Annotated in this window: 12 protein-coding genes; 9 read left to right on the top strand and 3 right to left on the bottom strand. The window is 40.0% G+C overall.

Features of this window, described 5'->3' with window-relative positions:
- Window positions 1–468: 468 nt before the first annotated feature.
- A complete protein-coding gene (locus tag PQO01_RS19000) occupies window positions 469–1,068 on the top strand; it encodes a c-type cytochrome (protein ID WP_274315806.1) in 600 nt (199 codons plus the stop codon).
- A 136-nt stretch (window positions 1,069–1,204) separates the two neighbouring features.
- A complete protein-coding gene (locus PQO01_RS19005; RefSeq protein ID WP_274315807.1) occupies window positions 1,205–1,606 on the top strand; it encodes a hypothetical protein in 402 nt (133 codons plus the stop codon).
- A 57-nt stretch (window positions 1,607–1,663) separates the two neighbouring features.
- Here PQO01_RS19005 and zwf read toward each other — a convergent pair whose 3' ends face one another.
- Entirely contained in the window at window positions 1,664–3,091 is a 1,428-nt protein-coding gene (gene zwf, locus PQO01_RS19010) for a glucose-6-phosphate dehydrogenase (protein WP_274315808.1), read from the bottom strand.
- Between the two features lie 147 nt (window positions 3,092–3,238).
- On the opposite strand from zwf, the gene PQO01_RS19015 reads away from it, so the two are divergent.
- The 4 genes from PQO01_RS19015 (at window position 3,239) to PQO01_RS19030 (ending at window position 5,778) form a co-directional block, all read left to right on the top strand.
- Window positions 3,239–3,682, top strand: a complete 444-nt coding sequence (locus PQO01_RS19015; protein ID WP_274315809.1) for a TraR/DksA family transcriptional regulator — start codon at window positions 3,239–3,241, stop codon at window positions 3,680–3,682.
- A 34-nt stretch (window positions 3,683–3,716) separates the two neighbouring features.
- Complete coding sequence (gene lspA, locus PQO01_RS19020) at window positions 3,717–4,238, top strand: signal peptidase II (RefSeq protein WP_274315810.1); 522 nt, start codon at window positions 3,717–3,719, stop codon at window positions 4,236–4,238.
- Window positions 4,222–5,121: a tRNA (adenosine(37)-N6)-dimethylallyltransferase MiaA gene (miaA, locus tag PQO01_RS19025; protein ID WP_274315811.1), complete on the top strand. Its 900-nt coding sequence runs from the start codon at window positions 4,222–4,224 to the stop codon at window positions 5,119–5,121. The genes lspA and miaA overlap by 17 nt, the downstream gene beginning before the upstream one ends.
- Window positions 5,122–5,187: 66 nt before the next feature.
- Entirely contained in the window at window positions 5,188–5,778 is a 591-nt protein-coding gene (locus PQO01_RS19030) for a tetratricopeptide repeat protein (protein WP_274315812.1), read from the top strand.
- Here the strand turns inward: PQO01_RS19030 and PQO01_RS19035 are convergent, their stop codons facing one another.
- Together PQO01_RS19035 and PQO01_RS19040 are read right to left on the bottom strand one after the other, a co-directional pair.
- Window positions 5,779–6,660 carry a M28 family metallopeptidase gene (locus PQO01_RS19035; RefSeq protein ID WP_274315813.1) on the bottom strand — a complete coding sequence of 294 codons (882 nt, stop codon included), beginning with the start codon at window positions 6,658–6,660 and terminating at the stop codon, window positions 5,779–5,781.
- Window positions 6,657–7,676 (bottom strand): FtsZ/tubulin family protein, encoded by a 1,020-nt coding sequence (locus tag PQO01_RS19040; protein ID WP_274315814.1) that lies wholly within the window; start codon window positions 7,674–7,676, stop codon window positions 6,657–6,659. Before PQO01_RS19040 ends, PQO01_RS19035 begins: the two co-directional genes overlap by 4 nt.
- Window positions 7,677–7,732: 56 nt before the next feature.
- On the opposite strand from PQO01_RS19040, the gene PQO01_RS19045 reads away from it, so the two are divergent.
- The 3 genes from PQO01_RS19045 to PQO01_RS19055 all read left to right on the top strand — a co-directional run bounded on the left by PQO01_RS19045 (window position 7,733) and on the right by PQO01_RS19055 (window position 12,584).
- Complete coding sequence (locus PQO01_RS19045) at window positions 7,733–9,199, top strand: bifunctional metallophosphatase/5'-nucleotidase (RefSeq protein ID WP_274315815.1); 1,467 nt, start codon at window positions 7,733–7,735, stop codon at window positions 9,197–9,199.
- A 65-nt stretch (window positions 9,200–9,264) separates the two neighbouring features.
- Window positions 9,265–10,575, top strand: a complete 1,311-nt coding sequence (locus PQO01_RS19050; protein WP_274315816.1) for a hypothetical protein — start codon at window positions 9,265–9,267, stop codon at window positions 10,573–10,575.
- Window positions 10,576–10,700: 125 nt separating this feature from the next.
- Window positions 10,701–12,584, top strand: coding sequence for an outer membrane protein assembly factor BamB family protein (locus PQO01_RS19055; protein ID WP_274315817.1), 1,884 nt, complete (start codon window positions 10,701–10,703; stop codon window positions 12,582–12,584).
- Window positions 12,585–12,639 lie beyond the last annotated feature (55 nt).

The raw sequence follows: 12,639 nt of genomic DNA on the forward strand, positions 1-12,639 counted from the left end.
CTCCTTATTTTTTTTATCAATTCTTATATTGCCTTAGCAAGTCAAAAAATCAACTAAAGCTAAGCTCTCCTAAGCACTTATTTGAGTAGCTCATATCATCATTAAAATTAAATGCTAGAAATAGAATTTGCGATTGACTCACCTTGCCTAATTTATCTTTAGATTTCCTTAAAAAGGAAAGCTCATTCTGCCTCTCCGGTCACTTGAACCCAAGATTGACAAACTAAGCTTTTTGTGATGGGCAAACCCCAACAGCATTCTCGCTATCAAATCGTCTTCTGGGTTTCATGAAGCTGTCACAGGCAAACAATTTCTCCTGCTAAGAAAAAGAAAAAGGAGGCCTTCGAACTCGATATGCGCTTTTTAAGAACTTAAGCCTTGAGAAAACAAGCAATGCTCCAAGAAATAAAGTTTTATTCTTGCTCTCATGGTGGCACATTTAATCATGTTTAAAAATTTAGGTTTCACATGAAGTACGTAATCATCACATTATCATTCCTCTTATTACTCTCCTGCCAAAGCCCTAAAGAACTCAATCAACTCAGTTCTAAAATGCAAAATCACATTCAACAATGCAATTCTTGTCATGATCAAGGGCAAACTCACGGCGCCCCTTCACTCGTCGGTCTTGAACTCAAATATATGAATTCACAAATGCAGAAATTTAAAAATGGAATGCGAGGCCACAAAGATGCTTCTCCCGAAGCCATCGCTATGCGAGAAGCTATTATAAACATGGAAGACAATGATCTCAAACAAATAAATTCATGGTTCGCAAGCCAAAGTCGACCTGTGAAAGCGAAAGCAAGCTCAAGCCACACCGAAGGCGAAGCTCTATACAAGACTCACTGCTATGGATGCCATCAAGGAACCATGGGAAAGTTTTTCACTGGCAGCCCATCTATTTTAAAACTCGAAGAGTGGTACATCATCAAACAATGCGAAGATTTTCAGTCTGGTAAACGTGGAGCAAATCCTGAGGATAAAAAAGGCTACAAGATGGCACAAAGAATCAAAAACCTTAGTGCCTACCAAATACAAGAAATTGCCGCTTTCCTCGCTAACTAGTCCACATTCTTCATCTAAACCAAGCATCAAGCCTTGAGCATCTATTGCCGTTATTTATTGAGATTAAATCTCAATACTATTTGAATTGTTCGTTTCATTGGCTAATTTTCCTTAGTAATTAACGAAGGAATACCTTATGACTTGCACACAACCAAGAGAATTAACTCATTGTTATTCATTGCTTTTTACCGGAGAAGCTGAACAAAAAAAGACTAACTACCTTCGAGCAGCTCTATGTTTTGAGGAATGCCGTATGACAGCCGAAAAAGCCGTTATGAAAAATTCAATTTTTGCTTACGCGCTTTATCGTGCTGCGCGTAAGGAAGCACAAATGCTTATCTTTTTAGATGCTAAAAAACGCGCCTTCCGCATGCTCAATAAGTTGATCAATCAAAAAATCCTCGGTGGCAACAGCTACGACCGTTTATTTATCTATAGTCAACTCAGTTTTCTTGCAGAAAAGTTATCACCATCTCAAACTTCCAACTACAAAACTCGCCTAAATACCGAATTACAAAAGCTAGTAGAGGCTGAATAATGAACATAAAAAAGGCTCACCAATTTGGTGAGCCTTATCAGAGTATTTAGATCAACTTTACTTAAAGTTGGCTTCCTCTGGTCCAGAAGTTCCTGCACGATAAAAATGAACTTCATTTTCACCAGCATCAATCTTCTTAAGAATTGGAGTAAAGAGCTCCCAAGACTGAATCAGTTCATCGTAGGATATAAATAGACTCTTATCACCATTAATAGCATCCAATAAAAGTCGCTCGTATGCACCTGGCATAGCAACATCGAAACCACTATTATAAGTGAAGTCCATTTTTACATCTTTGAGAACCATGCCTTTTCCAGGCACTTTATTCGTGATGTTAAAAATCATACCGGCTTCTGGCTGTACTCGGATCACAAGTTTATTCGCATGATGAGGTTGATTAGCGAAAATACTGCCAACCACGTCTTTAAATTGAATAATAATTTCTGTACAACTCTTAGTCATGGCTTTACCAGCTTTAACCACAAATGGGACACCGCTCCAACGCTGATTATTAATTTCACAGCGAACCGCCGCAAAAGTGTCGCGCATTGAATCTTTTGGTACGCCAGGTTCATCTCTATATGAATTAACCGAACGCCCTGAACAAACACCGTCTGTGTATTGTCCGACAACAACGTCTTCAGCTTTAAATGGAGTGATTTTGCGAAGTACGCGATTTTTTTCACTAGCAATCTCATCCGAAGTCAATTCTGATGGTTGCTCCATTGCTACGAGTGCCAAAATCTGTAAAAGGTGGTTTTGAATTACGTCGCGAATGATTCCCGCATCATCAAAGTAACCTCCACGATCGCCAATAGCTTTATCTTCTTCCCAGCTAATCGTTACTGATTCAATATAATTTCTGTTCCAAACTGGTTCGAAAATGATATTTGCAAAACGCATAACCATAAGGTTTTGAATGGCTTCTTTACCTAAGTAATGGTCTATACGGCAAACCTGACTTTCATCAAAAGTCTGTTCAATAGTTGCATTGAGTTCACGTGCCGAATCAGTATCGTAACCAAATGGCTTTTCGACAACAACAAAATGATCCAAATTACCTTTTTCAACTAACTGACTCTCGCGAAGAGAATGAATTACAGGCTCAAATACTGCAGGAGGAATAGAAAGATAGAAAACACGTTTAATATCTTCGCCAAATTCAGCGTTAACTTCATCCAATTCAGTTTTTAATTGTCCGAAGTCTTCAACAGAACCATAATTACCGGCATGATAGAAAATCTTATTAATGAATGAATTAACCAAACTTTCGACCAATTGAGTTTCCTCGACACTCTCCATAAGGTTAGCTTTTACTTTCGTGCGGAACTCATCATGAGTCATGCTCGTACGGGCGTAACCAGAAATCGTAAACTGTGCGGGAAGCGCTCCTGATGTATATAATGTATATAAACTTGGCAATAATTTAGTTAATGCCAAATTACCTGATGCACCCATGATCACTACCGAAACGGGTTTATTCATCTTTTTCTCCTGAAATAATGTTAATTTTCGCTGAATCTAAAGCTCAGCCTCGATATTTCAATTATTTATGTCTTGAATTGCTTTGCTTTTGCATTTTATTTGATCCTCTAAAAACACTAACCATACGCACTACAGGGAAACACACACATGTCTACACGCAAACCTACTCAAGTTGATATCCAATTGGACCTCCCCAGATACCGTGGCAATAAGAAGCAACGTTATGAGCAACTACTTGCTTTAAGAGCTCAACTTGTTGATCAAGTTTCTATGCTCAATGGCGTTAACCTTCAAGTTGAAAGAAACGCTGGTGAAGATGGTGGTGATGTTGGATCAGACAACTTCATGCGCGAAATCAACCTCAACGTAATGAGTGACGAAGGTATCAAAGTTCAACTCATTCAACAGGCTATCGAAAGATTAGACCAAGGCAAATATGGACGTTGTGTCGATTGTCGCGAAGACATCTCAGAGCCTCGCCTAGATGCTATACCTTATGCAAAACTTTGCGTTAAATGCAAAGAAACTCGTGAGTCACAAGGTGTAACTAACTTCACTAACAATACTGTTGGGAAGGACTTCACTGAGTAAGCTAAAAAAAATAGTCTCTGACCGATTTATCGAATTGAAGGCCGACTTTTATGGTTGGCCTTCTCTTTTATGTGTATTCCTAATTGCCCTCGATCAAATCACCAAGGTCATGACTATACAGGCAACGCCTTATTCACCTCGTCTGATTAAAGAAATAATCCCAGGCTTTTTCAACCTCGTTCATTATCGTAACTTGGGGGCGGCATGGGGTATGGGAAGTTCGCATACCAATATATTGGCATTGATTTCATTTGTTGCTTTTTTTGCAATACTTTTTGAATTCCCAAAACTTTGCGAAAAACGTAAAATAAACTTTCTTGCCATATCAATGATGCTCGGTGGCATTATGGGTAATGGCATTGATCGCGCCTTCAGACCTGAAGGTGTTGTCGATATGATCGAAGTTTATATCCCCTTCATCTATAAAGAGGGATGGTATCGCTTTCCTGCGTTTAATGTTGCAGATAGCGCTATTTGTGTCTCTGTTTTCATTTACATAATCGCATCTCTTATAGCACCTAAAGCTCCCGTCGAAAAGCATGAAACAACTGATTAGCATCCTCGGCCCTACAGCTAGTGGCAAAAGTTCACTCGCCTTCAAACTTGCTAAAAAAATTCAATCTCCTATCATTTCCTGTGACTCAATGCAGATTTATCGAGAACTCGATATTGGCAGTGCTAAACCCACCGTTGAAGAACTTTCCGAAGTCAAGCATCACATGGTAGATGAACTCAATATTGAAGATCCGTGGACTGCTGCCGATTTCTGCCAAAAGGCTGAAGACATTCGCTTAGAACACAACAATTCTCCTATCATTATGGCCGGAGGAACTGGCCTCTATGCTAAAATGTTTCTTTATGGTGCTGACACCCTACCAAGTGACAAAAACCTAGCACAAGATATCAGAGCACAATATGAACAAGAAGGTATTGATAATATTTTTGCAAAACTCGCAACACTTGACCCTACTAGTGCTGAAAAGTTAAAAGATAATAATCGTAGGATTCTACGTGCCTACGAAGCGGCTTATCTACTTAATGGTCCGCTCCCAAAAAGAAGTTTCTCACAAACACCCCGCTTTGATTGTCGCCAAATCATCCTCATGCCTAGTGCCGAGCTGAGTCGCGAGCTCATTGCTAAACGTTGCGTAGAAATGCTCCAGGAAGGCTGGATTGAAGAAGGCGAAAAGCTCATTAATAAAGGCTTACTGAACACCCCTACAGCTTCTCAAGCACTGGGCTACAAAGAGATTGCTCTTCACCTAGATGGTCAACTCAGCCGTGAAGAACTTCAGGAAAAACTGATCATCAAAACTTGTCAATATGCAAAGCGTCAACGTACCTGGTTCCGCAATCAGCATCCTAGTGCTGAAATATTTCACTTTGAAAATTCACTCGAACGCGAAAAGGTCTTTAATAAAATCCTCTCAGAATATTAAAGCTCTGTTAAGACACTCTACATCGAATTTGATTCCTATGACAACGTCAAAAAACAGGAAAAAATCATGTACAGTAAATTTTTAATTCTCATTCTCATTTCACAAATCTCAATGGCTGAGGTCAGCTTTGGCCAGCTCACTAAAGAAGCTAACGATCTTCGTAGAGAAAAAAAGTATAGCCTAGCCATGGAAAGCTATAACAAAGCCTTAGAGTCAGCTAAAAGTGATAACCAGCGTTTGGTTTGTCTTTTTTTTATTGCCGAGGTCCAGCACTCGCTAGAGCAGTATGAAAAATCCATAGAAGCTTTTCAAGAGGTCATAGACTTGTCAATGAAACAGGCGCAGATTAATCACACTAGAATTCATACCTCAATTATTCGTCAAGCCAACGCCTACAAAAAGCTACAGAAAGCTGAAGAAGCCATTGAGCTTCTAAATACTCTTATCCAAAAAGATAATGTTAACCCCGCCATGCTGAAGGCCGCACAAAAAGAAATCCAAAACATAGCAAAGTCTAATAGTATTGAGACTCCAGTTATAGAGAAAGTGAAAACTCCCACCACAAGCCAAAAGAAGGAAGTAATTAATGAGGCTCCAAGCGAGCCCAGCAAAGATGTGATCCCAGTCCCTAAAGCAGATCAGAAAATCTACATATAATTATCGAAGTTCTTCCAACATTTGCAGAACAACTTCTCCGACAATTTCGAAACTTCGGGGAGACAATTTATCTAAAGTATCTTTTTCAGTATGCCAATAAGAGTTATTGGGTCCATAGGAAAAGTCTATTAGGTCAATGGCAGGAACACCCAGATCAACAAAGGGCACATGATCATCAAGTACTGCCATAGTGCCTTTGGAAAAGTATTTTGACCAATTATTTTTCTTCGCTAGCTCTAAAGTTAAATCTTTTAACTTATCATCTCCATTTGCGGGGATCGCAATATGAAGATCTTTATCGGCAATCATATCAACTAAAATCATTGCCTTACAATTTCTCAGTTCTCCCTTAACTAATAACTGAGAAGCATAGCGTTTACTGCCGTGCAAACCGTCGTTATGCGCGTAATTAAGCTCACACTCCTCACCATCAAAGTGAACCATGCGCACCGATTTACCGCCTTTGGGAATATGCTTCATCAACTCAATAAGTAATGCCGTGCTCGAACCACCATCATTAGCACTGATAAAATCAGCTTTCCCCGGAATCGTCTTTGTATCATAGTGCGAGCCCAAAAGAATAAAATCTTTACCTTCGCCAGGCAATGTACAGATCACATTCCTGTAAGTATTAACCTTCCCGCGGTGCTTCTCCGTCCATTCATCAATCTCAACCTCCCAACCCGCTTTCTTTGCTTCTTGAGCAATCCATTCAGCAGTCTCTTTCGCTGCCTTGGAATTGAGTAAACGAGGCCCAAAATCGATCTGCTTTTGAACTAAAGACATGCAACGGTCGCCATCAATTCGAGAATTGTGAACTAACTCTTCTTCACAACTCGATAAAAGACCTACGAGACAAAGCATCCAAAATCTCAACCTCATTTTCTGACCTTAATCCCTAAGCGTTTATACGTGGGAACTTTTAATTTAGTCATTAAACCTGGAGTATTTTCATGGCGCAAAAACATGTGCATCAAATCTTCATCATAAGTCACTTGCTTCGGCACTGCTGTTTTTGGTGCCGCAACTACTTGAGGCGCTTGCTCAACTTTGTTAAGTCGAACTAAGGCTAATAAAAGCTCAATTTTATCGGGCTCGCCATAACCATCTCCATAGGCTCTTAAAAACTGACAATGTTCTGGGCAAGCCAATTCCACCGTAGTTCCTAAGTCGTGCAATACATTTAAATCTCCATGGGCTGAACCCATGCGCATATAAAGTAAGCCAACATCAGCAGAAGAACGTGATGATCCCAACAAGCTAGATGCCCATAAATTTTCAACTGAATCGCTAATTTTATGCCCCTTCCCATAGGCAAAGTTCACCACTCCGAAATCGTCTTTTAACAGAGAACGTAAATCATTTAGGTTAATCTTAACCGGTCCTAAATCCCTTAGCATATCAACGAAATAGCCAACACTCTGAGCAATTAATTCCTGTCTTGTACTAAAGGCTTCATCTAGAGTACTGCGAGAATTAGACATCATAACTTCATCATCAAAACACAAAACTGCAGACTTATTTTCTAATAATCTTTCAATGATGTTATTGGCTCGATTAAGTTTCAAATCCCCCTCTAAGCGATGAGGACGCATCAATAAAAATATTACTTTTTTATTCGACAATTTCTTACTTAAACTGAGTAGATTTTCACCTCTCTCCAAGCTATCAAGATCCGAAAGAACAATAATCCCACCCTCTGGGATCCAGAGTTCGCGCCATGGCGATCGTTCTTTTAAATTAATTAATTTGATCATACTCTCTCGAGCATAACGTTTACCTTCACGCAAAGCGACCAATTTGGCAAAATTATTCATTTTTGGTAAATCAGCAATCAAATCACCTGCACGTTCGCCCAAACCAATGATCATCATTTCGTTCATCTTATTTTCTATCATTTGGTTTTGTGTCCTCGCGATTGTAAATTTCAATAAATTAAATGGGAAACGAGCTTATGCCATACATTTACACTGCTTTCATATCAATTTTCTTTAGTCTTTTTTGTCATGCTGAACAAAGCCTCGTCATCTTGCAAACAACCGACATCCATAGTGCTATTTTTGACGAAGATAGCAAAGACTCTGCATCTTGGTTGAGGATGTCATCAAAAATAAAAGACTTACGACAAGGATACGGCGCTGAGAACACCTTGCTCATTGACTGTGGCGACACTATCCAGGGTAGTCTTTCTGCTTCAATTAGTCGCGGTGAGGACGCCATAACAATACTTAATCACTTAAACTATGATGCTTGGGTGCCTGGCAATCACGAATTAGATTTTGGTTCACATCGCTTCTTAGAACTCTGTAAACAGACCCAAATTCCTGTTCTTAGTGCCAACTTTGAATTTATTCCCAAGGACGCTTTCGAATTCCAAGCTTTTCGTAGCTATCAGCGTGCAGGAAAGAAAATTATTGTCATTGGCATGCAGGCCTCCTTTCTCCACTACTGGTCTACTGGCTCCCAATTTTCCAATTGTCGTGTTTGGAGTGCAAAAAGTGAACTAATGAAAATCATGCCCACCATTCTTGAACAAGATGCCGACCTCATCATCCTTGCGCTTCATCAGGGCCTCGCATTTCGCGATGACCGCAAAGTGAATGAAGTACTTGAAATCGCTAAACTCTTTCCTGAAATACATTTGATCCTAGGAGGGCATACCCACCGTGAATTTCCCGCTGAACTGATCTCTAATGGAGTCCTCTATACACAAGCAGGAGCTCACGCTAAGAGCTTAGCCAAAATCAATATTGAATTCCCAAAAAATAGTCCTCCTGTAATTCAGCCTGAACTCATAGGAATCAATCAAAACACCGCCCTAGATCCAGTCGCTCTCAGACTCGTACAAAAAACCCACCGTGAACTCACTACTCAACTCACTTATCCTATCACACATTTGGAATCTGACCTCAAGGCTGCAAAAGTTGGTGTGAACTGTCGAATCAGTCATTTAATTGGCCACGCTATTTTAAAAGCCAGCTCCGCAGACATCGCCATCCATGGTAGGTTAAGCTCTAGCAGCCTGAAAAAAGGCCCTGTCGGTGAACGAGAACTCTTTGGCATTATTCCTTACGAAAACGATTTATTTACTGCGCAAGTTAGTGTTGAAGAGCTCAAACTTGTCATGAATGAACAAATGAACTTTCAAAAATCATATAGTTTTAATGCTCCAGTTAATTTTAGCTATAATCACCTTGAGCAAAGCATCACTTTAAAACCAGAATTGAGAAACAAAGAGAAACTAACTCTATGCATCAATAGTCGCGTCGCCGCTAGTGGGGGCAAGCGTTTTCCTGTTCTAAAAAACATTATTAGCCAGCCTTCTGCACAGCTAAAAGAACTCCCCATAAAAACTCGGGATGCTGTTCGCCAACAACTGCAAAGAGGTGTACCCAATTTTGAAGCAACACTAATTTTCTAAACATACTTGATTTATCACTGACAAGATATAAAGTTGACTATTATAATCAAGATAAGGATTGCCTAATGATTCACAGAAAAATAGCATCCAAAATAGCGCATCTTTTCCCACAAAAGTTTCTATTCATTCTAATAGGATTAGTGATCCAAAGTAGTTTCGCTAATGATCTATATGAAACATCTTTGATCGATTATGAAAATCGCCAAGCGAACAATGCCATCGAAAGACTAAATACGGCCCTCCGCGAGAAAAAAACTACCCTCGACTACAACAATGAGCGTGGTTATTTAGACGCTTTGCTGAAAGAACTCAAAATCCCTCTCAATTCACAGACTCTCATCTTCTCGAAAACTAGTTTTCATCGTAAACAAATCTATCCCAGTAACCCCCGCGCACTCTATTTTAACGACGAAATTTACGTTGGTTGGGTTCCGGGAACTCAATTATTAGAGATTGCCATTTCTGACCCCGAACTTGGTGGCGTTTTTTATACCTTAGAACAAAAAAAGCAAGACTCCATTCAACTCCAGCGAGATGATTCCTGCCTTTCCTGCCACGTCTCGAGTCGAACACTTAATGAACCTGGATTTTTCATCCGTTCTGTTTTTCCAGACGAGGAAGGTGAACCCATAAGTCGTTTAGGTTCCGACACTATTGATCATAGTTCAGAAATAGGTGCTCGCTGGGGTGGCTGGTATGTCACGGGAAAAAAAACTGAAATTCATCGTGGTAATACCATTTATACAAAAAGCTCCGAACGAATTGGAAAACCTCACAAAGCGCTAACGACTCAAGATTTACACAGATTTTTTAATCCCGATAAATATCTAGCAAACAGCAGTGATATCGAAGCACTTATGGTCCTTGAACACCAAGTTCAAATGCACAACATTTTCACACAAAGAAATTTCCAAGCCATTAAAATGATTGCTGCAGAAGAGTCCATCAACCGCGCTCTTGGCGAAACTGGTCGCCGCCCTCTCACTAAGAAAATACTTAACAACGCCTGTGAAGAAATCCTTGAGTACATGCTTTTTTGTGATGAAGTCTATTTCAGAGCTATTGAAGGCAACGCCAACTTTAAAGAAGATTTTGCCAAAGGTAAAATTAGCGCCAGCAATGGTGACAGCCTCTATAAACTACAATTTAAAGAGCGCATTTCAGAGTTGCCCTGCTCTTGGCTAATTTACTCTGAGGCTTTTAAGCACCTCCAGCCCGACCTCAAGCAAATCGTTTTATTACGCCTAGAAGAGATTTTAACTGGCAAAGAAATCCCTAATGAATACATCCATTTGCGCAGTACTCGCGCTCGCATTCATCAAGTCCTTCTAGAAACACTCGATAGCTACCCAGTAAAGCCAAACAGCAAGATCTGACTTAAGCCCTTAAGCCATCAGATATTATACATAGAAGAATTTAAAAGCTTTTTTCTCTTCCACACTGTAAACTTAGTTCTTACAGAACAGTAGTATTTTATATTAAGAAACTAAGGGACAGCCATATGAATAAGTATTTCGTCAAAAAACTAATATTATTAAGCGCACTCTCACTACTAAGCCTCACTGCAGATGAAGGCGCCAAGTCATGGCCAATGTCTGGTGGGCCAAATGGCAATTGGCAAATTAACACCGAACAGCACGTTCCTACTGAATGGTCCGTACGTACAGGAAAAAACATTAAATGGCGTACCGAACTACCCGAAGGTGGTCAAAGTGGTATTGCAGTCTGGGGAGACAAAGTCTTTTTAACGATCAACCCAGAGCTAGACACTCCACCCTTTGATCAAATCACAAGTAATTTAGATAAAGCTAAAAAAGCTTACGATACTCATAAAGATACTGTAGTTAATAAAATCAAAGATGACTCTACTTACCTTGAAAAAACAACTGCTTTAAGCCAAGCGCAAAAATCATGGGATGATTTTTTTGCTAAGCGCAGTGCCAAAATGCCCAAAAACCAAATTGAGCGTAGTCGTAAACGTTTATTATCCTCCTCTGATGAAGGTAAAAACTTAAGAAAAGCGGAGCACAACTTACGGGTTTTCATTCACAATTTAGACAAAGAACTCAAATCATTAGACGCAGAATTATCACAATGCTTACGTGAATTTAAAACAAGAGGAGCCAGTAAAGATATCACCCTTGTGTGTCTAGATAGTAACAATGGCAAAATCCTTTGGCAAAAATCAGTTAAAGGCCTCATGTCTAGTGGTTACCATTACGGTTTTAGTGACTCAACCACTCCTTGCCCCACTACCGATGGCAAATACGTATGGGCCATCAATGCCAGTGGTGGCATGGCATGTTTTGATTTTAATGGCAATGAAATTTGGTCACGTACATGGATGCCCACTGGTGGACGTCCCTTTAACAAACAATTTGATTCTATCATGACAAGCAGTTCCATTCTCAATGTAGAGCCACCAGAGAAAGGGGATACGACGCGTAACCCTGAGTGGAACTATTTACGTGCTTTAGATAAAAACACTGGTAAAACTCTTTGGGTATGTAAAGATGCCATCACTCACTACAATGCTCCAGTACTTGGCAGAATGGCTGATGGTACACAAGCCGTACTCATTGGTCGCGGTGGTCCTCACGAGGTTCCTGAACGTCCGGTTGGTCTAAGTATGGTGAGCCTTGACAATAAGAATGCTGGTGAAATACTTTGGCAATGGGAACCCAAAGAAGATAATAAAATATCTGGTTGGGGAGCTCTTTCGACCCAACACTGGGATAAAGGTAAAGCTTACTGGTATAATAACCCTGCTCAAATGTCACACATCTCCATAGATTCTACTAATGGTAAAGAAATCAAGCAACTTCCACTGAATAAGATGGATCGCTATATCTATGATACCTCCGCTAAAACCTTTAAATTTGAAAAGGATTATGAACTGAGAAGACAAGACCAATCGCGTCACTGTAATATCATCGTTGGTGATCATGCTTTGTATCTAATGCGCTATGCTCCCTTTGTCGTTCGTCACAATACCAAAACGGGTAAAACAGAAGCCCTAGAACTTCCAACTGAAATCATTCGTGAGAAAGGCAAAGAGGATCAATGGCTCTACCAAACTAAAGAAATCAATGATGGTTTGAATTCGAAAGGACAAAATCATGCTGCCGATTCAAGAACTCGTGGTGATGGCTTCCAAAAATGTTTCCTAGGCTCGCCCACAGCCGTGAATGACAAAGTTTACTTCACAAATGCTCTTGGCCTCACTTACGTCATTGATGCCAACGCGCCTGTACTCAATGAACAGGCATTGATTGCCATCAATGACCTTGGTTCACGCGGAAAAACTTGGACTGTAGGATCTATGACTTATGCCAATGGCAAAGTTTACCACCGCGATCTAAAAGCAGTCATTTGCGTGGAATAAAACACTTCGTATATAGTTCTTTAAATGCCGAGTTCTTGCTCGGCATTTTTTATTT

Origin of the sequence: Lentisphaera marina (genome assembly GCF_028745505.1) — a bacterium.
Lineage (GTDB): Bacteria > Verrucomicrobiota > Lentisphaeria > Lentisphaerales > Lentisphaeraceae > Lentisphaera > Lentisphaera marina.

Bases quoted from the DNA above. Each gene is read 5' to 3' on its own strand.
- PQO01_RS19000 (WP_274315806.1), top strand. From the start codon at position 469: ATGAAGTACGTAATCATCACATTATCATTCCTCTTATTACTCTCCTGC.
- PQO01_RS19005 (WP_274315807.1), top strand. From the start codon at position 1,205: ATGACTTGCACACAACCAAGAGAATTAACTCATTGTTATTCATTGCTT.
- zwf (WP_274315808.1), bottom strand. From the start codon at position 3,091: ATGAATAAACCCGTTTCGGTAGTGATCATGGGTGCATCAGGTAATTTG.
- PQO01_RS19015 (WP_274315809.1), top strand. From the start codon at position 3,239: ATGTCTACACGCAAACCTACTCAAGTTGATATCCAATTGGACCTCCCC.
- miaA (WP_274315811.1), top strand. From the start codon at position 4,222: ATGAAACAACTGATTAGCATCCTCGGCCCTACAGCTAGTGGCAAAAGT.
- PQO01_RS19030 (WP_274315812.1), top strand. From the start codon at position 5,188: ATGTACAGTAAATTTTTAATTCTCATTCTCATTTCACAAATCTCAATG.
- PQO01_RS19035 (WP_274315813.1), bottom strand. From the start codon at position 6,660: ATGAGGTTGAGATTTTGGATGCTTTGTCTCGTAGGTCTTTTATCGAGT.
- PQO01_RS19040 (WP_274315814.1), bottom strand. From the start codon at position 7,676: ATGATAGAAAATAAGATGAACGAAATGATGATCATTGGTTTGGGCGAA.
- PQO01_RS19045 (WP_274315815.1), top strand. From the start codon at position 7,733: ATGCCATACATTTACACTGCTTTCATATCAATTTTCTTTAGTCTTTTT.
- PQO01_RS19050 (WP_274315816.1), top strand. From the start codon at position 9,265: ATGATTCACAGAAAAATAGCATCCAAAATAGCGCATCTTTTCCCACAA.
- PQO01_RS19055 (WP_274315817.1), top strand. From the start codon at position 10,701: ATGAATAAGTATTTCGTCAAAAAACTAATATTATTAAGCGCACTCTCA.